21 protein-coding genes are annotated in these 21,578 nt (G+C 62.2%); 6 read left to right on the top strand and 15 right to left on the bottom strand.

Translation table 11 applies throughout. The annotated features are described in order from the left end of the window. Positions 1-72 precede the first annotated feature (72 nt). The 6 genes from lpxK to CPY51_RS30810 form a co-directional block, all read right to left on the bottom strand. Positions 73-1,116 (bottom strand): tetraacyldisaccharide 4'-kinase, encoded by a 1,044-nt coding sequence (lpxK, locus tag CPY51_RS30835; RefSeq protein WP_111164170.1) that lies wholly within the window; start codon positions 1,114-1,116, stop codon positions 73-75. A 110-nt stretch (positions 1,117-1,226) separates the two neighbouring features. Next, entirely contained in the window at positions 1,227-1,955 is a 729-nt protein-coding gene (locus CPY51_RS30830; protein WP_111164169.1) for an HAD family hydrolase, read from the bottom strand. A gap of 30 nt (positions 1,956-1,985) precedes the next feature. Continuing rightward, positions 1,986-3,308: a lipid IV(A) 3-deoxy-D-manno-octulosonic acid transferase gene (waaA, locus tag CPY51_RS30825; protein ID WP_111164168.1), complete on the bottom strand. Its 1,323-nt coding sequence runs from the start codon at positions 3,306-3,308 to the stop codon at positions 1,986-1,988. A 177-nt stretch (positions 3,309-3,485) separates the two neighbouring features. Next, positions 3,486-3,737 carry a DUF4170 domain-containing protein gene (locus tag CPY51_RS30820; protein WP_111164167.1) on the bottom strand — a complete coding sequence of 84 codons (252 nt, stop codon included), beginning with the start codon at positions 3,735-3,737 and terminating at the stop codon, positions 3,486-3,488. Between the two features lie 61 nt (positions 3,738-3,798). After that, positions 3,799-4,608 (bottom strand): 3'(2'),5'-bisphosphate nucleotidase CysQ, encoded by an 810-nt coding sequence (locus CPY51_RS30815; protein WP_111164166.1) that lies wholly within the window; start codon positions 4,606-4,608, stop codon positions 3,799-3,801. A gap of 20 nt (positions 4,609-4,628) precedes the next feature. Beyond that, positions 4,629-5,975, bottom strand: a complete 1,347-nt coding sequence (locus CPY51_RS30810; RefSeq protein ID WP_111164165.1) for a TldD/PmbA family protein — start codon at positions 5,973-5,975, stop codon at positions 4,629-4,631. 117 nt (positions 5,976-6,092) lie between these two features. On the opposite strand from CPY51_RS30810, the gene CPY51_RS30805 reads away from it, so the two are divergent. Then, entirely contained in the window at positions 6,093-7,913 is a 1,821-nt protein-coding gene (locus CPY51_RS30805) for a monovalent cation:proton antiporter-2 (CPA2) family protein (RefSeq protein WP_111164164.1), read from the top strand. On the opposite strand, the gene CPY51_RS30800 is transcribed toward CPY51_RS30805, so the two are convergent. From CPY51_RS30800 to CPY51_RS30790, 3 genes are read right to left on the bottom strand one after another with little or no spacing between them, the layout of a single operon-like run. Next, positions 7,910-8,761, bottom strand: coding sequence for a patatin-like phospholipase family protein (locus tag CPY51_RS30800; protein ID WP_420820771.1), 852 nt, complete (start codon positions 8,759-8,761; stop codon positions 7,910-7,912). The two genes, CPY51_RS30805 and CPY51_RS30800, sit on opposite strands and share 4 nt — an antisense overlap. A gap of 38 nt (positions 8,762-8,799) precedes the next feature. Next, positions 8,800-9,360 (bottom strand): 16S rRNA (guanine(966)-N(2))-methyltransferase RsmD, encoded by a 561-nt coding sequence (gene rsmD, locus CPY51_RS30795; protein WP_111164162.1) that lies wholly within the window; start codon positions 9,358-9,360, stop codon positions 8,800-8,802. 6 nt (positions 9,361-9,366) lie between these two features. Then, positions 9,367-11,442, bottom strand: coding sequence for a pseudouridine synthase (locus tag CPY51_RS30790; protein ID WP_111164161.1), 2,076 nt, complete (start codon positions 11,440-11,442; stop codon positions 9,367-9,369). Between the two features lie 87 nt (positions 11,443-11,529). Between CPY51_RS30790 and CPY51_RS30785 the strand changes: the two genes are divergently transcribed. Further along, positions 11,530-11,988, top strand: a complete 459-nt coding sequence (locus CPY51_RS30785; protein ID WP_111164160.1) for a nucleoside deaminase — start codon at positions 11,530-11,532, stop codon at positions 11,986-11,988. A 12-nt stretch (positions 11,989-12,000) separates the two neighbouring features. Here the strand turns inward: CPY51_RS30785 and CPY51_RS30780 are convergent, their stop codons facing one another. Together CPY51_RS30780 and ileS are read right to left on the bottom strand one after the other, a co-directional pair. Further along, the gene (locus CPY51_RS30780; RefSeq protein ID WP_111164159.1) at positions 12,001-12,627 is read right to left on the bottom strand and encodes a hypothetical protein; all 627 of its coding nucleotides are present in this window, start codon (positions 12,625-12,627) and stop codon (positions 12,001-12,003) included. Between the two features lie 133 nt (positions 12,628-12,760). After that, positions 12,761-15,802 carry an isoleucine--tRNA ligase gene (gene ileS, locus CPY51_RS30775; protein ID WP_420820770.1) on the bottom strand — a complete coding sequence of 1,014 codons (3,042 nt, stop codon included), beginning with the start codon at positions 15,800-15,802 and terminating at the stop codon, positions 12,761-12,763. A gap of 419 nt (positions 15,803-16,221) precedes the next feature. On the opposite strand from ileS, the gene CPY51_RS30770 reads away from it, so the two are divergent. Both CPY51_RS30770 and CPY51_RS30765 read left to right on the top strand, forming a co-directional pair. Continuing rightward, positions 16,222-16,476 (top strand): DUF1902 domain-containing protein, encoded by a 255-nt coding sequence (locus CPY51_RS30770; RefSeq protein WP_111164158.1) that lies wholly within the window; start codon positions 16,222-16,224, stop codon positions 16,474-16,476. An 18-nt stretch (positions 16,477-16,494) separates the two neighbouring features. Beyond that, the gene (locus tag CPY51_RS30765) at positions 16,495-16,671 is read left to right on the top strand and encodes a type II toxin-antitoxin system HicA family toxin (RefSeq protein WP_111164157.1); all 177 of its coding nucleotides are present in this window, start codon (positions 16,495-16,497) and stop codon (positions 16,669-16,671) included. 48 nt (positions 16,672-16,719) lie between these two features. On the opposite strand, the gene mctP is transcribed toward CPY51_RS30765, so the two are convergent. From mctP to CPY51_RS30745, 4 genes are all read right to left on the bottom strand, one after another. Next, a complete protein-coding gene (gene mctP / locus CPY51_RS30760) occupies positions 16,720-18,195 on the bottom strand; it encodes a monocarboxylate uptake permease MctP (RefSeq protein WP_111164156.1) in 1,476 nt (491 codons plus the stop codon). Continuing rightward, positions 18,185-18,382: a DUF3311 domain-containing protein gene (locus CPY51_RS30755; protein ID WP_111164211.1), complete on the bottom strand. Its 198-nt coding sequence runs from the start codon at positions 18,380-18,382 to the stop codon at positions 18,185-18,187. The genes mctP and CPY51_RS30755 overlap by 11 nt, the downstream gene beginning before the upstream one ends. A 131-nt stretch (positions 18,383-18,513) precedes the next feature. Next, entirely contained in the window at positions 18,514-19,494 is a 981-nt protein-coding gene (locus CPY51_RS30750; RefSeq protein WP_111164155.1) for a bifunctional riboflavin kinase/FAD synthetase, read from the bottom strand. A 15-nt stretch (positions 19,495-19,509) separates the two neighbouring features. After that, positions 19,510-20,358, bottom strand: coding sequence for a TIGR01459 family HAD-type hydrolase (locus tag CPY51_RS30745; protein ID WP_111164154.1), 849 nt, complete (start codon positions 20,356-20,358; stop codon positions 19,510-19,512). 314 nt (positions 20,359-20,672) lie between these two features. Here CPY51_RS30745 and groES point away from each other — a divergent pair, with 314 nt between their 5' ends. Together groES and CPY51_RS30735 are read left to right on the top strand one after the other, a co-directional pair. Beyond that, positions 20,673-20,969 carry a co-chaperone GroES gene (gene groES / locus CPY51_RS30740; RefSeq protein ID WP_111164153.1) on the top strand — a complete coding sequence of 99 codons (297 nt, stop codon included), beginning with the start codon at positions 20,673-20,675 and terminating at the stop codon, positions 20,967-20,969. Positions 20,970-21,035: 66 nt separating this feature from the next. After that, positions 21,036-21,578 (top strand): TCP-1/cpn60 chaperonin family protein (locus CPY51_RS30735; protein WP_275540506.1); only part of this gene is annotated, 543 nt, incomplete at its 3' end.

The raw sequence follows: 21,578 nt of genomic DNA, 5'->3' as shown, positions 1-21,578 counted from the left end.
AGCTTTACCTTGGATTGCAATAGGGATTTCAACAACGTCCATCGTCAACCGGGCGTTCGCTGCAGCAAGACCTCAGCTCGTCTTTCGACCCTCTTTGAGCCGCCGTTCGCGGCACGTGGCGATGGCGCGGTCTATGATCAGGTACGGGGCACGATGATCTGTGAAGGTCATGTCTACCTCGATGACGCGGCAGCGGCGCAACAGCTCCTCGGCCCGGCCGTGGTGGCCGACCAGTCGGACGAAATCCTTCGATGTCGTGGCGATTTCGAGCCCGTCGCGGTCGGCGGCCTCAAGCATCTCGACGATCTCGTCTTCGCTCAGGTGCTGGTGGTCGCCGAAGGGCCGGTGAACGGCGATGGTGGCGCCGAGCTGCTCTACTGTGCGAAAGAATTTCTGCGGATCGGCAATGCCGGCGAAGGCGAGGACTTTCTGGCCGGCCAGATCCGCCTGCCCCCGGACTTTCAGCGAAGACGTGAAGAACGGTTTGCCGGCCCTTGCCGCGAGACGGACGATGGCGTCTGCGGCGTTGCCGTTGCCGACCTTCAGCAGCGCCGAGGCCTGGCGCAGCTGTTCGCGGATCGGCGCACGAACAGGGCCGCCGGGCACCATATGGCCATTTCCCGTGCCGCGCATCGTGTCGATGACAACCAGCGCATAGTCGAGCTCCAGTCGCGCGCTCTGGAAACCATCGTCCATGATAATGAGGTCGGCACCCTCCTTGACGAGCCGTCGTGCACCCTCGACGCGGCGGCGCGAGATCACCGTCAGTGCCTCGCGGGCCAGCAGCAGCGGTTCGTCGCCGACGGCCGTCGCGTGATGATGGGCCGGGTCGACCACAGTCGTGACATCGAGGGAACCGCCGTAGCCGCGACTGAGGAAGCCGGGCTTCAGGCCTTTTTGCTTTGCGGCGCGGGCAATTGTCAGGGCTGTCGGCGTCTTGCCAGCGCCGCCGACGGTGAAGTTGCCGATGCATATCACCGGTACCGGCACGGAGGCCCGGCGCGCATGCGCCATGCGGTAGCCGGCAATGCGGCCGTAGACGAAGGAAAAAGGCCAGAGACCCCAGGCGCGCCAATCGGGCCTTGTCCACCAGAAAGGCGGTGCTTCCGATACCATCAGTTATTGTTCCCGCCCGATCGTCAGTCTGCTGCAGACGAGACCCCTTCCGCGTCAGCCAGCGCGGACAGACAAGGACATATCGGCAGAAAAAGCAAGAGTTTAGCGGATCAGGCCGGCTGAAGCGAAGGCAACAGGCCTTCGAGCTCGGTGATGTCGTTGAGGCAATAGTCGGAAGCCGCCATCAAGGACTCGCGCGAGCCTGTTCCTGTCAGCACCGCGACCTTCAACCCGACGCCGGCATTGTGGCCCATGTGCAAGTCGTGATTGTTGTCGCCGACCACCGCGACCTGCTCCGGGCGCAGACCGGTCGCCTCGCAGAAACCCAGCACCATGCCCGGCTCCGGCTTGGTGCCGAAGCCACTGTCGTAGCCGGCGATATAATCGACATAATCGATGAAGCCGAAGCGCGCGGCGATATGGCGGATCGAGCGCTCGTTGTCGCTGGAGGCGACGCCGAGCTTGTATCCTCTTTCGTGCAGGCGGCGGAAGAAGCCGGCAAGGTCGGTCACCGGTACCGAGAGGTCGGCAGCATGAGAGAAAAGCGCATCGAGCCGCGTCGTCAGTTCGCCGAGGTCCATGGTCGAGCCGGCGGCGATCAGGCCTTGCGAAATCTGGCGGGTGTTGCCGGCGGCGAGCAGGCTGTCGGGCACGATATGACCCGTAGCGGGATCCATCCCGCAGGCCGCAAGCAGCCGATCGGCAAGCGCCTCGTCGCCACGGGCTGCAATGCTGGCAAGCTCGCGGTTCACTGGCAGCCAGCTGGCATCATAGTCGAGCAGGGTTCCGTCCTTGTCGAACAGGATGCCCGCTATCTTGTCCAGCTTATCCGCCGCCATTGCATGTACCTTCTTGTCCGTGTTCGCCTATCAGGCCTGGGCGGCCGTTTTCGGCAAGAGCCGCGCCTTCACCGTCAGCGGATTGATATAGGGCTCGAGGCCCTTGATCGTCGTCGCCAATGCGCCACGCATTTCGTGCACGGCGGCAAAGCCTGCCTCGATCGTCTTGCTACGAACGTCGTCGTTCGTCAGCAGATAATAGACGCCCTTGGCTAGCATCTCGGTGTCGCGGACCAGCCGGGCGCTACCGCCCCGCGCCAGGCGCTGATAGGCATCGCGGAAATTCTGCACGTGGGCACCGGAAAGGATCGCGCATCCGAGCATGGCCGGCTCGAGCGGATTCTGGCCGCCCTTGTGCTCGAACAGCGAACGACCGACGAAGGCGACTTCCGTCATCCGGAGATAGAGGCCCATTTCGCCGATCGTATCGCCGAGGAATATATCGACGTCTGGTGTCAATACGTCATCGCGGGTGCGGCGCGCGACCTTCAGCCCCTGCGCCACGAGCTTCGCCTCGATCTCGTCGCAGCGCTCGGGATGGCGCGGGACGATGATGGTGAGCTGGCTGCTGCGTTCCTTCAGCATCTTGTGGACAACCGCGGCGGCATCTTCTTCGCCGTCGAACGTCGAGATGGCTGCCCAGGTCTTCCGATCGCCGATCTCTTTCATGTAGCGGGCAAAAACGGCGGCGTCATAGGGCGGCGCGTCGGTATCGACCTTGAGATTGCCTGATTTCACCACCTGCAGGGCGCCAAGGTCGCGGAACCGCTCGGCATCGAGATCGGACTGGGCGACAACCAATGCCAGGCTCCCGAACAGTGCTTCCGAAAGCGAGGGGCGGCGCTGCCAGCGGGCGAAGGACCGGTCGGACATGCGGGCATTGACCAGGATCTGCGGGATATGCCGTTGCCGGAGTTCGAGGATCGTCACCGGCCAGATTTCGGATTCTGCTACGATGGCGCAATCCGGCTGCCAATATTCGAGGAAGCGGCCGATGGCCGGCTTGAGGTCGAGCGGAACGTATTGATGGATCGCCTCGTCGCCGAGGCGGGTGTATGCCAGCTTGGCCGAGGTGGTCGTTCCCGTCGTCAATAACACATGGATGTCGCGGCGGCGAATTTCGCGGATCAGCGGAATGACCGCCGTGGTCTCGCCGACGCTTGCGGCATGGATCCAGACTAGCGGTCCCTGCGGGCGGTTGGCGCTGGCGTAACCGAAGCGTTCCATACGCCGGGCGCGATCTTCCTTGCCCTTGGCCGCACGAAAGGTCAGATAGGGGCTGATCAACGGATAGATCGCAATGCCACCCAACCGGTAGGCACTCAAAGCGAAGCGGGCCCTCAGGCTGCTCATCTCGATTGCCTCCGATCCCTAGTGATCGTCATCTAAGCCAAGTCCCAATTTTTGTTGCGATCAGAAGCCCGAATTCTTCGCTCAAGCATGCGTTTGAAACAGCACGGAACAGAACGGGCGGACGGCGAAGAGTGACGCCTGTCCCGATGGCTATTTCTGACATCAATGAGGCAAAAGTCAGCCTTTTAGGGCCGATTTGTTCTGCGGGTCGAGCAAGCGATGCATGTGCACGATGAAATAACGCATATGGGCGTTGTCAACGGTCTGCTGCGCCTTGGCTTTCCAGACCGTGAGCGCGCTCGCATAATCGGGATAGATGCCGACGATATCGAGGTCCTTCAGGTCGCGAAATTCGATTTCGTCGAGGCTCTCGAGCTCACCGCCGAATACGAGGTGCAAAAGCTGCTTGTTACCGCTGGGATCAGTCATATCAGTCTCTTTCTCAAGTCTCTCCCCTCGGGCTTTCATCTGAGGGATTTTGACCAAAAGGTCAACTGTCTCGTCGGTGGGAGAGCTGGTGCAAAAACGTCGGCATATGCGCCACGGCGGCACCGCAGAGCTCGCCGTGGCTGACGCTGGCCTTGTTGTAAACCAGGAGATCGCCGGAGAGATCGACGAGGGCGCCGCCGGCTTGGCTCAGGATGAGGTCGGCGGCTGCCAGATCCCAGTCGTGGCTGTCGCGCTTGACCAACGTCCCTTCCAGGCGCCCGTCAGCGACCATGGCCAGCCGATAGGCAAGCGACGGCACATGCTTGACCCTCTCGACGGTCTTGCGGAAACCGGGCTCGAAGCCGGTCAGCATGTCTTCCCCTGTGGCCAGTCGCTGGACAGCATGTTCGCCAGCGTTGGAAACCGCGATCTCCTTGCCGTTCTTCAGCGCCGGGCCTTCCGCTCCCGCCAGGAACAATTCCTCCAGCGCCGGCGCATAGAGCACGCCTGCAACCGGGCGCCCGTTCGTCACCACCGCGACGCTGACGCACCAGGTTTCCATGCCGGCGAGAAATCCACGCGTGCCATCGATCGGGTCGACCACGAATACCGTCTCGCAGTCGAGTCGCGCCGGATCGTCGTCGGTTTCCTCGGAAAGCCAGCCGTAGTCGGGTCGCGCGGACATGAGGATCGACGCCAGCTTCTCGTTGGCCGCGAAGTCGGCTGCGCTGACGGGTGAGCGGCCTTCGTTCTTCCACCAGACTTCGGGCGACTGGCGAAAGAAGCTGAGGGCAACCGTGCCGGCCTGCTGCGCCGCATCGGCGATCAGGTCGAGATCGCTCTGCCAGCGGGCCTTTTCGATGTCGCTCATAGTCAAATCCAGTCTCCGGATCAGAGCCCGGCCAGGGTCATTCCCTCGATGGCGATCGTCGGTGCGGCCGTTCCGAATGTGCGGTCGATGTCGTTTGCCGGGGTGACGCGCATGAACATGTCCTTGAGGTTGGACGCGATCGTCACTTCCGAAACGGCAAAGGTGAGCTCGCCGTTTTCAATCCAGAAACCGGTGGCACCGCGGCTGTATTCGCCGGTGATCATATTGACGCCCTGCCCGATCACCTCCGTGACGTAAAAGCCGTTGCCGACATCGCGGATCAGGTCCTCGGGCGAAATATCTCCCGGCTCCAGTGCCAGATTGGTCGAGCCCGGTGTTACGGTCGTGCCGCCACGCACGCCGCGGCCGTTGGTCGGCATGCCGATCTCGCGACCGGTCGAGGTGGACAGGAACCAGTGCTTCAACACGCCGTCCTCGATCATCACCAGCCGTTCTCCGGCAACGCCTTCGCCATCGAACGGGCGCGAGGCGGAGCCGCGGACGATCAGCGGATCGTCGGTGATCGACAGGCCGGATTTGAGCACCTGCTGGCCCATCTTGTCGCGCAGGAAGCTGGACTTGCGGGCGACCGAAGCACCGTTGATGGCGCCGGCGATATGACCGGCAAAGCCCCTGGAAACACGCGGATCGAAAACGACCGTCAGGTCCCGGCCGGTTGGAACCTGGCGCGGATTGACGCGTTTGACGACGCGCTCGCCGGCCCGGCGGCCGATATCTTCCGATGCGTCGAGATCGGCGAAATAGAGGCGGCTGTCGAAATCATAGTCGCGCTCCATGCCCGTACCCTCGCCAGCGATGACGCTGACCGAGCGGCCGAAACGCGAGCCCATATAGCTGCCCTCGAACCCGTGCGAGGTGACGAGCACGAGACCGCCCATGCCGGCGGACGCTCCGGACCCGGACGAATTGCTGACGCCAGGCACTGCAAGTGCCGCCTCTTCCATGGCCAGGGCGGCTTCGCGCAATTGATCGGCGGAGACTTCGGTCGGGTCGAAAAGGTCGAGATCGGGATGACTGCGCGCCAGATTGGCCTCGTCGGCGAGGCACGCATAGGGATCTTCCGGCGAGACCTTGGCCATCGCCACAGCCCGTTCGGCCAGAACGGTCAGGTCGAAACCCGGATTGGCCGAGACGCTCGCCACCCTGTTTCCGACAAAGACGCGGAGGGAAAAATCATCGCTCTCGGAAGACTCCGTGCCTTCCACCTTGCCGAGGCGAACGCTGACCGATTGCGAGCGGGAGCGCACGACGACGGCGTCGGCCGCATCGGCGCCAGCCTTGCGCGCAAGATCGATCAATTGGGAGGCACGGGAAAGAAGCGTCGCGGAATCGATTTCAGAGGACATGATTTGGCCTTTCCTTCGCGTTCCATTTATTGTGCACTATCGAAAGCATCAAGGCCGAGGATGTCGATTCTTGACCTATGCCCATATGCACTGCCTTCCCATGGAAAGAAACAGACGATGTCAGCGCCCAACGCCTTCTTCACGGAAACGCTGCTGCTTCTTGGCGGCGCGGTCGTCACCGCCCCGATCTTCAAGAAGCTGGGGCTCGGGACCGTGCTCGGATATCTGGCCGCCGGCGTGGTGATCGGCCCGGTTCTGCACGGCATCGGCGACGGCGAAGCCGTGCTCGGCGTCGCGGAGCTTGGCGTCGTTTTCCTGCTGTTCATCATCGGGCTGGAATTGAAACCCTCGCGACTTTGGCAGATGCGGCGCGATATTTTCGGGCTGGGCTCGGCCCAGGTGGTCCTGAGCGGGCTGGCTCTTACGGCCGTTGCCTATCTCAGCGGGGTCACCGACTGGCGCGGCAGCATCGTTGCCGGCTTTGGCCTGGCATTGTCTTCCACCGCCTTCTCGATGCAGATTCTCGAGGAACAGGGCGACGTCAACACGCGCTATGGCCAGCGCGCATTCTCGATGCTGCTGTTCCAGGACCTGGCGATCGTGCCTCTGCTGGCGCTGCTCACCGTGCTGAACGGGCCGAAGGAAACGGCAAACCCGCTGCCGGACCTTGCCATCGCCGTGGGTGCCGTCGCGGCGATGATCGTTGCCGGCCGCTATCTGCTGACGCCGCTTTTCCAGGTCATCGCTCGTACAGGCGCCCGCGAAGCGATGATCGCGGCGGCACTTTTCGTCGTGTTGGGGTCGGCGACGCTGATGCAGATGGCCGGGCTCTCGATGGCGATGGGCGCCTTTCTATCCGGCGTCATGCTGGCGGAATCCTCCTACCGCCATGAACTGGAGGCCGATATCGAGCCTTTCCGCGGGATATTGCTCGCGATCTTCTTCATCGCGGTCGGCCTGTCGCTGCAGCTGGAAGTGATCTACCAGAACGTATTGTTCATCATCCTTGCCGTTCCCGTCGTCATGGTGGTCAAGGGGCTGATCATATTCGGCATCTGCCGCATCTCGGGCTCCTCGCACAATGATGCCGTCCGCATCGCCTTCCTGTTGCCGCAGGGCGGTGAATTCGGCTTCGTGCTGTTCAGCACGGCGAGTGCGACCGGCGGGCTTCTCTCAAACAGCACCGCGTCGCTGCTGATCGCAATCGTCACGCTGTCGATGGCGCTGACGCCGCTCGGTGTCGCGCTCTCGAAGCGCTTTCTGACGGCCGAGAAGCATGAGGAGCTGGACGAGGATTTCGAGGGTGCGGGCGCCGATGTCCTGATGGTCGGCTTTTCACGTTTCGGCCAGATCGCGGCGCAGATCCTGCTCGCCGGGGGTCGCGAGGTGACCGTCATCGACTATTCCGCCGACCGCATCCGCCAGGCGTCGAACTTCGGTTTCCGGATCTATTTCGGCGACGGCACCCGCAAGGACGTGCTGCGATCCGCCGGCATCGACCGGGCAAAGATCGTCGTTGTCTGCACGCACAAGCAGGAGATCACCGACCATGTGGTGGAACTGGTGCAGACGGACTATCCGCATGCCCGCATCTTCGTTCGCAGCTACGACCGCATCCACTCGATCGCGCTTCGAAACCGCGGCGTCGACTACGAGCTCCGCGAAACGCTGGAATCCGGCCTGCTCTTCGGTCGCATGACGCTGGAAGCGCTCGGTGTCGGCGAGGCCGATGCCTTTGCGATCCAGGAAGACATCCGCAGGCGCGACGAGCAACGGCTGGTACTGCAGGCGACGGAGGGCATCACTGCCGGGCGGGACATGCTGTTTTCCAAGCCCGTCAGGCCCGAGCCTTTGGTCAAGCCGAAGCGCCAGATGGAGACGTTCGACGCCAGCGACGGACTTTCGGCGCCCGCGCAGGAGGAGCCGGCGCGGGTTTAGCTACGTGCGGAAATGGCGGCGTCCAGGGCGAATTTCAGCTCGTCCTTGACGCCGGCGGACATTGCGAGGATGTCGCGGGCCTTCAGGAAATCCATGACACCGATGCGCCCGACCGGCGGGCAGAGGAAGATATGCGGCGCCTGAAGCCTGAGTTTCAGGGCGATCGCCGTCTGCATCATCAGCTGGCCGGAGCCGAACAGGCTCTCCATCCGGTTCGGCATATGGGTGCCGTCGCCATCGGGCGCGCCAACGACATCGACGCCGATGACGATGTCGGCAAGGTCCATCAGATGTTCGTAGGGAACGGGATTGATGATGCCGCCGTCGATCATGACCCGGCCGTGCATTCTGACCGGCATGAACACCGCGGGGATGGCCGAGGAGGCCGCAAGCGCCTCGACGAGATCGCCGTCCTCGATGACCACTTCCGACTGTCCGTAATAATCGGTGGTCGTCACCTTCAGCGGTATCTGCAGGCCGGAGAAGTCCTCCGGTATCTCAGGCGGCAGGAAGGTTCGAAGCACGCGCTCGAGATTGAACTGGCCGAGCTTGAAGCCGCGCATCGAGGCTGGCCTCAGGCTCCAGATCATGTTGGCGACGGCGGTCTTGTTTCCGACGCTTGCCAGTGCGTAATCGCGGATCTCGGCTCCGGTCATTCCGGCGGCCATTCCGGCACCCATGATCGCGCCAATCGACGAGCCTCCGATCGCGACAGGCCGGATGCCGAGTTCGTCCAGCGCCTCGATGATGTGGATATGCGACAGGCCGCGAGCCCCGCCGCCGCCGAACGCGACCGCCACGGACGGGCCGCTTGCGGTCGCTTCAGGGATAACTTCAGCCGGTTCCACGCCATCGACCATTCTATCCCCTCCCGGCCATCATCGGCTCAAACCGGCTGATAGCGATAGAAGTGCATCTTGCTGTCGCCGAATGTCCGAACTTCGAGGAATAGATAGGCCGGAGGCAGGTCGACGACCACGTCGGCGCGCTCCTCGAGGATTGCCAGTGCACCCGGCACCAGCCATCCACCATCGGCCGCGGCCGCGAACGCCTTTTCTCCCAGTCCCTCGCCATAGGGCGGATCGGCGAAAAGGAGCTGGAACGGCTCGAGATTGCCGACACTGCCAAGATCGGTCGCGTCGCGCCGGAGAATCCGCGCGCGGCCGTGCAGGCCGAGAGCATCGATATTTTCCCAAAGCAGGCCACGGCCTTCGACGCTGCTTTCGATGAAGAGCACATGACGGCAACCGCGCGAGGCACCCTCAAGACCAACAGCGCCGGTGCCGGCGAAGATATCCATCATCCGGGTGCCGTCGATCGCCTCTGGATAGGCGTGGCTCAGAATATTGAACAAGCTCTCGCGCGTCCGGTCCGCCGTCGGCCGGATGGCGTTGGACTTGGGCACGGCTAGAGACCGACCGCGAAACTCACCGCCGACTATTCGCACTGCGCGCTAACCCCTTTTGCCCCTCGGACCGCCGCGTGGCGCACCACCGGTCGGGCGTCCGCCACCACCGCTGCGTGGGGCGCCTTCGCCCCGTGGCTTGCCGGAAAAGCCCTTGCCGGCAGGCTTGCCGCCGAAGGATTTGCCAGCAGGCCTGCCGCCGGGCTTGGCGCCAGCCGGCTTGTCGCCGTAGGACCGTTCACCCGATGGTTTCGCGCCTCTCGGACGCTCGGAACGCTGCTCGCCGTCGAATGCTCTTGCGCGCGGACGATCTTCGCCCTCGGCACGAGGCCTCCGCTCCCCGCCGAAAGGCTTATCGCCTTGGGGGCGTGCGGAGTATGGACGGGCCGGACGATCGCTCTGTGGGCGCTCGCCGCGCGGACGATCTCCCTGCGGGCGTTCGCCTCGGGGACGATCACCAAAGGTGCGTTCGCCACGCGGAGCGTCGGCGGAACGGCTTTCGGCTCTGAATGGCTTGGCGCGGGGACGATCTTCGCCCTCGGCGCGAGGCCTGCCAGCACCGCGTGGTTTGTCACCGTAGGGACGATCGCCTTGCGGGCGTTCGCCTCGAGGACGGTCGCCCTGGGGGCGATCACTGCGTGGACGATCCGAGAACGAACGAGCCGGACGGTCACCCGCGGGCTTATCGCCGCGCGGACGGTCGCCTCGGGGACGATCCCCCTGCGGGCGTTCACCCCGGGGACGATCGCCTTCGGAGCGCTTGCGGCCGAAGCCCTGTGGCTTTTCGTCGGAAACGTCGCTGGCGCGGATCCATTCGCCCTCGGCATCGTCGACACGATTGACGCGGACGCGCGGGCCGGTGTCGGGTCGATCCGAACCCGGACGTTCGCGCGGGCCTCTTGTCGAAGGACCGTATTTTTCGAGGGTCTTGGCAGCCTTGATGGCGGCTTTCTCACCGAGCGGACGGGCGCCGGGCGCCATCCAGACGTTGGCGCTGCGGCGCGGCGTGCTCAAGGGAGCCCGCTTCGGCCGGTCGTCGTCCTTGCGGCCACCTTCCTTGCGTGGGCCATCCTTACGACCGTCACTGCGCTCTTCGCGCTTTGTATCGAGGCGGCCGAGCGCACGCTCGCGCTTGTCGCCGGGCTTTTCGCGCTTGGCCCACTCGTCGCGCTGCGGAGCGCGCTCTGGCCTGACATCATCGTCATCGTCCTCACCGGCCAAGGCCGGTGCGTTGTAGATCGGCGCATCGAAATTCGCCTTGGCATCTTCGACGAGGCGCGGGCCGAGCTGGTCGCGGAGCGTGCGGCCCCGGACTTCGACAACGTCGCTCTCCGGCAATTCACCGAGCTGGAACGGGCCGTAGGAAATGCGGATCAGGCGGTTGACCTCGAGGCCCATGGCGCCGAGCACGTTCTTGATCTCGCGGTTCTTGCCTTCGCGCAGGCCCATGGTGATCCAGACGTTGGACCCCTGGGTGCGGTCGAGCGTCGCTTCGATGGAGCCGTAAAGCACGCCTTCGACGGCGATGCCTTCCTTCAGCTTGTCCAGCGCTTCCTGCGTGATCTCGCCGTGGGCGCGGACGCGGTAGCGGCGCAGCCAGCCGGTGGTCGGCAATTCGAGCACGCGGGCAAGACCGCCGTCATTGGTCAAAAGCAGCAGGCCTTCGGTGTTGATATCCAGCCGGCCGATCGACATGACACGCGGCAACTCGTCCGGCAGGTTGTCGAAGACGGTCGCGCGGCCTTCCGGATCGGAATTCGTCGTCACCAGGCCGGCGGGCTTGTGATAGAGCCAGAGGCGGGTGCGCTCGATGCCGCGGATCGGCACGCCATCGACTTCGATCTTGTCGGTCAGCATGACGTTGACGACGGGACTGTCGAGGATGACACCGTTGAGCTTGACGCGGCCTTCGGTAATCATCCGCTCGATGTCGCGACGGGAGGCAACACCTGCGCGTGCCATCACCTTGGAGATGCGCTCCGCACCCTCTGCGAATGTGGCGGCTGGCCTTTCGGAGGCGGCTCTTACCGGCTTGGCTTCCGCGCTTTTCGCCCGCGGTTTCGTTTGCTTGTCGCGAACAAAGGGCTTGGACCCAGGTCGCCTGGGCTTGTCATTGAATGTCATTTGCTGTTTGCCTGAATTTTTAGACCAAAATGGCCTTTGGCGTGTCCTATCAGGTCACGCCGCTGCGGTTAAGTGGAAAAATCTTGGATGACGAAGACAAAACACTTCATGGAGCTGGCGCTGGCCGAGGCGCAGGCAGCCGGAGCCCGGGATGAGGTGCCGATCGGCGCTGTCGTCGTGCTCGACAATGTGGTTGTCGGAAAGGCGGGCAATCGCACCCGCGAGCTCAACGACGTCACGGCCCATGCCGAAATCGCCGCGATCCGTATGGCTTGCGAAGCACTTGGACAGGAGCGGCTTACCGGCGCCGATCTCTACGTGACGCTCGAACCGTGCACCATGTGTGCGGCGGCGATCTCGTTTGCTCGTATCCGGAGGCTCTATTATGGCGCGGAAGATCCGAAAGGCGGCGCGGTCGACAACGGCGTCCGGTTCTACGGCCAGCCGACCTGTCATCATGCGCCGGAAGTCTATTCAGGGATTGCGGAGAAAGACGCCGCCAATCTCTTGACGACGTTCTTTCAGATGAAACGAACGGAAGGCTGAGGGACTACCCGCTTACTGCCAGGGCTTCCACCAGGTGCTGGACTGCTGAGCGGCCTCCGCATCCTTCTTCCGCTTCTTTTCCTTCTTCGATTCCGGGGTACCGAGATCGTTCAGGGCTGCGGGGTCGGAAACCTGGCGGTAGGCCTGCGGCGGATCGACCAGGTAGCGACGCTCGTTATAGGTGCCTTGCTGATCCTGGCGGGCCGCACGATAGGCGGCGGTCTGCTCGGCGTCCGATACGCGGTTCCGGCCACTGTCGGCGGCGGCCAAGGGCGACCGGTAATTGACGTTGTGCTTGTTTTCCTCAGCCTCGTCAGCGAGACGCTTGCGCGCATCCTCGGGAGACTCGACCCACTGCGGATTGTCCTTGCTGGCGAGCGACTGCTGCGGCTGCGCCAGATTTTCGCGGTCGTTGGCGCCGGGCACGACAAGACCCGGACGTGCCGGATAGGTTACGCCCTTATCCTTCGGTGTCATGGCCGAGATCGAGGCGATGTCGGTGATATCGTCGAACAGCTGTTCGCCCGACGTCTTGCCGGTGCCGTAGGTCGGGCTGCTCATGCAGCCGGACATGATCCCGCAGCATGCCACCAGCGCAGCCAAGCTGACGCCTACACGAACCTTATGCATCGCTATCATGAAAACCCTTCCCAGCCATGCCGGAGCGCTCGATCCCATCGCCGAGGTTACGCCAGTGGCGCAAAAATCCGGCCAATTTCAGGCAGCTTTTACCGGATGAACTGATTTAACGCAATTCATCCGGCAATTTTCTTCAGCGAATAGCCGCAAGTTCACGCAACGCCTGGGCATCTCGGGCCGAAACATCGGGATAGGCGGGATCGGAACCGACGTCGGTCGTGATCCGCCAGGAACGGGCGCATTTGGTGCCCTCCGCAAGCTTCGGAACGACGCTGACGCTCGCCACCTCTGGCAGACGGAACGCATCCGCGGGGCCTTCGCTCGCCTCGATCGTGATTGCCGAGGTGATGCAGATTTCCGAGAAATCCTCGCCTTCCAGCGCCTTCAGCAATTCGGGATCGGCGACATATACCACGGGTGCTGCCTCGAGCGACGAACCGATGCGCTTGTCCTTGCGCTCGATTTCAAGCGCGCCGGTCACCACCTTGCGGACTTCGCGAATCTTCCGCCATTTCTCGGCCAGTGCCTCGTTTTTCCACTCTGCCGAGACGGCGGGGAACTGTTCGAGATGCACCGAGATGGCGGATGGATTGCGCGACAGCCAGGCTTCCTCCGATGTGAAAGGCAGCATCGGCGCCAGCCAGGTCACCATGCAATCGAAGATCTGGCGGATGACGGCAAGGCTTGCGCGGCGGCGCAGGCTCGAAGGCGCATCGCAATAGAGCGCGTCCTTGCGCACATCGAAATAGAACGCCGAAAGCTCGACATTGGAGAAATCGATGAGCGCACGGGCGATCTTCTTGAATTCAAAGGCGTCATAGCCTTCGCGCACGATCTGGTCGAGTTCGGACAGCCGGTGCAGCATCAGCTGCTCCATCTCCGGCATGTCGGCAAGGGCGATGACCTCGCCGGTGTCGTGTGCCAGCGTGCCCAGCATCCAGCGGATGGTGTTGCGGAGCTTGCGGTAGGCATCGATATTGGTCTGGATGATCGCCTTGCCAAGCCGCTGGTCTTCCCAATAGTCCGTGGTCATGACCCAGAGGCGCAGGATATCGGCGCCGGCATCCTTCATGACGTCCTGTGGAGCGACGACGTTGCCCTTCGACTTCGACATCTTCTCGCCCTTCTCATCCATGGTGAAGCCATGGGTGACGACGGCGTTGTAGGGCGCACGGCCGCGCGTCGCGCAGCTTTCGAGCAGCGACGAGTGGAACCAGCCGCGATGCTGGTCGGAGCCTTCAAGATAGACGTCGGCAGGCCATTTCAGGTCCGGCCGGTCTTCCAGCGTGAAGGTATGGGTCGAGCCCGAGTCGAACCAGACGTCGAGGATGTCCATGACCTGCTTCCACTTGGCATGGTCGTGGTCATTGCCGAGGAAGCGCTGCTTGGCGCCTTCGGCAAACCAGGCGTCGGCGCCTTCCTTTTCGAAGGCTTCCAGGATGCGGGCGTTGACGGCGTCGTCGATCAGCACCTTGCCGTGCTCGTCGGCAAAGATGGCGATCGGCACGCCCCAGGCGCGCTGGCGCGAGAGTACCCAGTCCGGGCGCTGCTCGATCATGGCGCGCAGGCGGTTCTGCCCGGCGGCGGGGACGAAGCGGGTTTCGTCGATGGCGCTCAGGGCGCGATTGCGGAGGGTGTCTGGACGCCCCGGGTTGATCTCCCCACCTGTGGGGGAGATGTCGGCCCGGCCGACAGAGGGGGGCATCGCGGGCACGGAATTTGCGGAGGGATTACCCCCCTCTGTCACCTTCGGTGACATCTCCCCCACAAGGGGGGAGATCGCCGCAACCCCGAGGTCCTTGTCCATATAGACGAACCATTGCGGCGTGTTGCGGAAGATGACCGGCTTCTTCGAGCGCCAGGAATGCGGATAGGAATGCTTCAGCCTGCCGCGGGCGAAGAGCGTGTTGGTCGCGATCAGCGCCTTGATGACGAGGTCATTGGCGTTGCCCTTCTTGCCGTTGTCGTCCATGACGCGGCCAGCGCCTTCGGCGCGATCCGGGCCGAAGCCGGGGGCGTCAAGGGTGTAGAAACCGGCGTCGTCGACGGTGAAGGGGATTTTCGAAGAGATGCCGCGGGCTTCGAGATTGCGGGCCTCCGCTGTCCACGCGTCAAAGTCCTCGCGGCCGTGGCCGGGAGCCGTGTGGACAAAACCGGTGCCGGCATCGTCGGTGACGTGGTCGCCGTCGAGGAGCGGAACTTTGAAGTCATAGCCGAGCGAGGCCAGCGGGTGGGCGCAGGTGATGGCTGCGAGCTGCTCCTCCGTGACGTCGCGACGGCGCTTGAATTCCAGCTTGGCCTTGGCAAAGCATTCCTCGGCAAGCTTGTCGGCAAAGATCAATTTTTCGCCGGGGCGCGGGCCGAAATCATTTTCAGCCGCGGTGACTTCGTAGAGGCCATAGGACACACGCGACGAATAGGCGATCGCGCGGTTGCCCGGGATGGTCCAGGGGGTGGTCGTCCAGATGACGACGGAGGCGCCGACTAGTGCTTGGCCGGCCACGTCCTCATCAACACGACGGCGGACATCGCCTTCACTGATTTCGTCATAGTTGAAGGTTTGCTCGGGAAGCGGATATCGGTCGTATTTGACCTCAACAACCGGAAACTTCACCCAGATCGCGTCGCTCTCGACATCATGATACTCGACCTCAGCCTCCGCCAGCGCCGTGCGTTCGACGACGGACCACATGATGGGCTTGGAGCCACGGTAGAGCTGGCCGGATTTGGCGATCTTCAGGAGTTCGCCGGCGATGCGAGCTTCGGCGTGGAAGGCCATCGTCGTGTATGGGTTGTCGAAGTCGCCCTCGATGCCCAGGCGCTTGAACTCCTCGGACTGGATCTTGATCCAGGAGGCGGCGAAATCGCGGCATTCCCTACGGAATTCGTTGACCGGGACCTCGTCCTTGTTCTTGCCTTTCTCGCGGTATTTTTCCTCGATCTTCCATTCGATCGGAAGGCCGTGGCAATCCCAGCCGGGAACGTAGTTGGCGTCGAAGCCTCGCATCTGGAACGAACGGTTGATGACGTCCTTGAGGATCTTATTGAGCGCGTGGCCGATATGGATGTTGCCGTTGGCATAGGGAGGGCCGTCATGCAGCACGAATTTCTCGCGCCCGGCGGCGGAAGCGCGGAGCTTCTTGTAGAGGCCCATCTGCTGCCAGCGGGCAACCATTTCCGGTTCCTTCTGCGGCAAGCCGGCGCGCATCGGAAATTCGGTTTCGGGCAGGTAAAGCGTCTTCGAATAGTCGATCTTTTCGGCAGTGTCGGTCATTGTGCTGACAATCGTCTCTTGCGGCCCAGGCGGGCGCATCCAATCGGGAATTTTCGGTGGCGGAGCGGCGCTTCATGCAAGCGCCAAAAACCCGGACCTTCCAGCAGCTCACTGCGCTCAGAAGGCCGGGCCAATAATTCGTATCGCTATAGACAGCCGAAATTGGGTCATCGCCGGCGGTTCATAAGCGTTTTTTGGGTGAAAAGGAAGGGGAATTTGGCAGCACTCAGTCTCGTACTCGGACATTGTGAAGCGGTCCCGATGATATATATTGGTGGGGGCGTCTTTCGAGCGCCGGGTTTTGCAACGGAACTTTGAACATGGTCAAACGCACCTTTTACGTCCGAGCGCTTTGGGACGACGACGCGAAGGTCTTTTACTCCGAGAGCGACATTAAAGGTCTGCACATCGAGACCAGCAATATCGAGGAATTCGAGGAGATCATATTTGATAGCGCAATCGAACTTATCGTTGCGAACCATATATCTCTCCCGGACCTGGCAGAAACACCACTAAAGAATCTCATTCCAGCAATACTTTGGCAGAGGCCCTCCCTTGCAGCGGTGGCGGCGTAGGTGGCCTAAGGTTATAAGCTGGTCTGTGAAAAGTTATCGGAACTCGGGTTTGAATATCTCAAGAACGCAAAGGGTTCTCACGAGAAATGGCAATCGCCATCGACCAAAAAAATGCTGCTGGTGCCGCGCAACCTGCAAAGTCGGCATACCGCTAACGCGATTTTGAAAGACGCCGGCTTCGACGGCAAGCTCTGAAAAACTGCTGGTGCCGCGGGACTAACCCGCGGCTCCAGCATTGAAGCCTCAAGCCAGCGCCGCCTCGCGGGACCGTGTCACCAGGTTCACCGCCGCCGCCACCGCGATATTGGCGAGCAAAGCCAGGATGCCGATGTAGACGGTGAACGGCGCGCCGCCGAGGCTGATGGCGATGAGCGGCTTCAGGCCCTGCAGCCAGACAAGGTATGTTCCTCCGAAGAAGCCGACGAACCAGCCGGCAAGCAGGCCGGGAGCACGGAACCAGTTGGTGAACAGCCCGAAGACCAGAGCCGGAAGCGTCTGGAGTATCCAGATGCCGCCAAGGAGCTGCAGGTCGAGGGCGAACTGCGTCGGCAGGAAGAGGATGACGAGCAGGGCGCCGATCTTGACGATCAGGGACGTGATCTTTGCCACCTTCGCCTCGCCCGCGTCCGTCACCTGAGGGTTGACGTAAGCCTTCCAGAAATTACGCGTGAAAAGATTGGCGGCACCGATGCTCATGACGGCTGCCGGCACCAGTGCACCGATGGCGATCGCCGCGAATGCGAAACCGACGAACCAGCTCGGAAACAGCGACTGGAAGAGCGCCGGCACCACGTCGTTCGGGCTTTCTACCGTCAACTTGGCGGCATGTGCCATGTAGCCGAGCAGAGCCAGGAGACCGAGGAGCAGGGTATAGGCCGGGAGCAGCACCGCGTTCTTGCGGATCGTCGTGCCGCTGTTTGCGGCAAAGATACCGGTCAGCGTGTGGGGATACATGAAGGCTGCGAGAGCCGAGCCGAGCGCGAGGCTTGCATAGGCGACGTATTGGTTGCCTCCGAGCAGGAGATTGCCGGCGCCCTTTGCCTGGAAATCGGCGTCAGCCGCGGCAAAGACGTTGGCGTAGCCGCCGAGCTTCATCGGGATTGCCGCCACCGCGACGATCACCACGATGTAGATCATGATGTCCTTGACGAAGGCGATGAGCGCGGGAGCCCTGAGGCCGGAGGAGTATGTGTAGACTGCGAGAACGATGAAGGCGATGGCGAGCGGCAGTTCGCCGTGGAGGCCGAGCGCCTTCAGAACGACGGTCATGCCGACGAGCTGCAGGGCGATGTAGGGCATGGTGGCGAGGACGCCGGTGACGGCGACGGCAAGCTCGAGGCCGCGCGAACCGTATTGGCCATGGACGACGTCCCCCGCGGTCACATAGCCATTGTCTCTCGCGCGTTTCCAGAGAACCGGCATGACCATGAAGACGAAGGGATAGACGACGATCGTATAGGGCAACGCGAAGAACCCGTATGCGCCGACGGCATAGACCAGCGCCGGGACTGCGATGACTGTGTAGGCGGTGTAGAAGTCGCCGCCGACCAGGAACCAGGTGATCCAGGTGCCGAAGCTGCGGCCGCCGAGGCCCCATTCGTCGATGTGGGCAAGCGTTGCCGGCTTGCGCCAGCGTGCGGCGATGAAGCCCAAGACGGTTACGAGCGCGAAGAAGAATATGAAGACGGCGAGCGCCGTGCCGTTGATCTCAGTCGTCATTTTTCATGCTCCGATAGGCGATCCAGGTGAGGACTGCGGTGATCGGTACCCATAGGAGCTGATACCAGTAGAAGAACGGAAATCCGAGAAGTACGGGGTCGTGCCTGTTGTAGAAGGGCACCCAGAGGAGCCCGATATATGGAATGATCAGCAGCCAGCAAGCCGCCGTCCCAAAGCGTTTATCCATGATGAGCATGCCTTTCGATAAGTTTCGACGCAGCGGTCGCGCGTCTTACTCTACGTCAGGCTTAAAGCCTCAGCCCGGCTGCGCAAGCGCTTTTGCCGACAAGTCACACAATTCGATTGTGCACCGCCGCATTACGCGCAGAGGATGCGGTCGAGTTCGCTAATAGGCTGCACGCCCGACAGAAGCGCCCTCGCCTCCGCCTCGTCGTTGCGCATCTGGGCGATCAGTGGTTCCAGGCCGTCGAATTTCAACTCCGGCCGGAGATAACTAAAAAACGAGACCGAGCAGGTCTGGCCATAGAGATTGCCATTGAAATCAAACAAATAGGTCTCGAGCAGAGGCGCACCGTTCTCGGTCACGGTTGGCCTGCGGCCGTAGCTGGCGACTGCGTCGTAGATTTTTCCGTCGGCGGTGCGGAAGCGGACCGCATAGATGCCGGCCTTTAGTTCCGCTTCCGGCGGCAGTTGCATGTTGGCGGTCGGAAAACCGAGCGACCGGCCGAGCTTCTCGCCGTCGATGACTTCAGCCTCGACCGTGTAGCGATAGCCGAGGAGACCGGCAGCCTCGGCCACCTCGCCGTCGACGAGAAGACTGCGGATGCGGCTGGAGGAGACGACCTCGGTATTCTCATCGCGATAGGCGTCGATCAGGGTCACGCCGAAGCCGTTGTGGCTGCCGGCGTTCATCAGGAATGCCGGGCCGCCTTCGCGACCGTGGCCGAAATGGAAATCGAAACCAGTCACGACCTCGGAGGCGCCAAGCCAGTCGATCAGGATCGAATGCACGAATTCATCGGCGGAACGCTGCGAGAATTCACGGTCGAAGGGATATTCGATGACGGCATTGAAGCCGATGGCTTCGAGGATACGCGCCTTCAACGGCGCGGGCGTCAGGCGGAAGACAGGCGTATCGGGCCGGAACACCGTGCGCGGATGTGGCTCGAAGGTCAGCACGAGTGCCGGTACGCCGCGGCTTTCCGCGATTTCCAGCGCCCGTCTCAGGACGGACTGATGGCCGCGATGGACGCCGTCGAAATTGCCGATGGCGATGACGCCGCCCTTCAATGTCTCGGGCAGCGGTTCTCGGGTTTCGTTGCGGTGGAAAACAGTCATCTATCAGCAATCTCCTCAGACAAGGCGCGGCATCCACCACTTGGGCGAGGCCTGTTCGCGCTGGAGAAATGCGCTCAGCGCCGTCTCGTCGGTGTTGCCGTCGACGACATATTCGCCGGCGTGGATGCCGTGGCTGATATAAAGCAGGTCGAGGCCGTAATCGAGAGCGCCTCGCACGTCGGTCGGCATGCCGTCGCCGATGGCAATGACGCGATCAAGGGCGACTTCGCCGCGCTGCTTGCGAGCGGCCGCGATAGCAGCGTCATAAATCGGTGTATGCGGCTTGCCGGCGATCGAAGTCTCGCCGCCGAGGCGCCGGTAAAGCGCGGCCATGGCGCCGGCGCAAGGGATCATGCGGTGACCACGCTCGACCACGAGATCCGGATTGGCGCAGATCATCGGGATCTTACGGGCGGAAAATGCAGTGAGCATGTCGCGGTAGTCGTCAGGCGTCTCGGTCTCGTCGTCGAAAAAGCCGGTGCAGACGATGACCTCCGCCTCGTTCTCCCCCACACGCTCGGTGCCGAGGCCGTCGAAGAGCGTCATGTCACGATCCGGGCCGAGCAGAAAGATTTTCTTCGGTCCCACCGCGATCAGGTCGCGCGTGACGTCGCCCGAGGTGACGATACGGTCGTAGGCGGCGTCCGAAACCCCGATCGTGCGCAGCTGATCGATGACGGCTGGCGATGGACGAGGCGAATTGGTGATAAGAACGACGGTCAGGCCGTCGCCGCGCGCCTGTTCCAGGGCGGAGGCGGCTTCATCGTAGGCGACGACGCCGTTGTGCACCACGCCCCAGACATCGCAGAGCACGACGTCGTAGTCCTTGCTGATCTCGCGAAAACTGTCGATGCGCTTGCCCATTCATACCCCGTTCCGGTCAAAAGACGTTGTGGGTCACATCGCAAACCGGCCGCCATATTACAAGAGCGGCGATGGAGGTTTTTGCTGATCCGGGGGTGTGCCACATCAGGTTATTTCCACGCTCGGGCCCCGGCGAAATGCCGTATACCCGCAACCTTCATAATTCCGGCACAAAATTTCGCGATAGGTTTCTTGACTCAGCCCTTGCCCATCCCTAAATGCAGGCCGCTAGCACTCGCCGAGGCTGAGTGCTAACATCACCCCATACGGATCCGCGTCGATCCGTGAATGTCATTTGATCGAGGGATTAGACAATGGCAAGCACCAACTTCCGTCCGCTCCACGACCGCGTCGTCGTACGTCGCGTCGAGTCTGAAGCAAAGACCAAGGGTGGCATCATCATTCCTGATACCGCCAAGGAAAAGCCGCAGGAAGGCGAAATCGTTGCTGTCGGCACCGGCGCTCGCGACGATAGCGGCAAGGTTATTCCGCTGGATGTCAAGGCTGGCGACCGTATTCTGTTCGGCAAGTGGTCGGGCACCGAAGTCAAGCTCGACGGCGAAGACCTTCTCATCATGAAGGAAGCCGACATCATGGGCGTTATCGGCTGATCCAGCCGTACACCCTCACCCAAATTCATGACAACCAATGGGCAATGAGCCCGGGAGTTTTCTCACATGGCTGCTAAAGAGATTAAATTTGGCCGTACCGCGCGCGAAAAGATGCTGCGCGGCGTCGACATCCTCGCCGATGCTGTCAAGGTAACGCTTGGTCCTAAGGGCCGTAACGTCATCATCGACAAGTCCTTCGGCGCTCCGCGCATCACCAAGGACGGCGTTTCCGTCGCCAAGGAAATCGAACTCGAAGACAAGTTCGAAAACATGGGCGCGCAGATGGTCCGCGAAGTTGCTTCGAAGACCAACGACATCGCCGGCGACGGCACCACGACTGCTACGGTTCTCGCCCAGGCGATCGTTCGCGAAGGCGCCAAGGCAGTTGCCGCCGGCATGAACCCGATGGACCTGAAGCGCGGCATCGACCTCGCTGTTGCCGAAGTCGTCAAGGACCTCGTCAGCAAGGCCAAGAAGATCAACACGTCTGAAGAAGTTGCCCAGGTCGGCACGATCTCTGCAAACGGCGAAAAAGAAATCGGCGCTTATATCGCTGAAGCCATGCAGAAAGTCGGCAACGAAGGCGTCATCACCGTTGAAGAAGCCAAG

This window comes from Arminella tubonensis, from assembly GCF_003240585.1.
Classification (GTDB): domain Bacteria; phylum Pseudomonadota; class Alphaproteobacteria; order Rhizobiales; family Rhizobiaceae; genus Rhizobium; species Rhizobium tubonense.
Note: the sequence above shows the minus strand (reverse complement) of the source record. Positions and strands in the feature narration are given on the sequence as shown.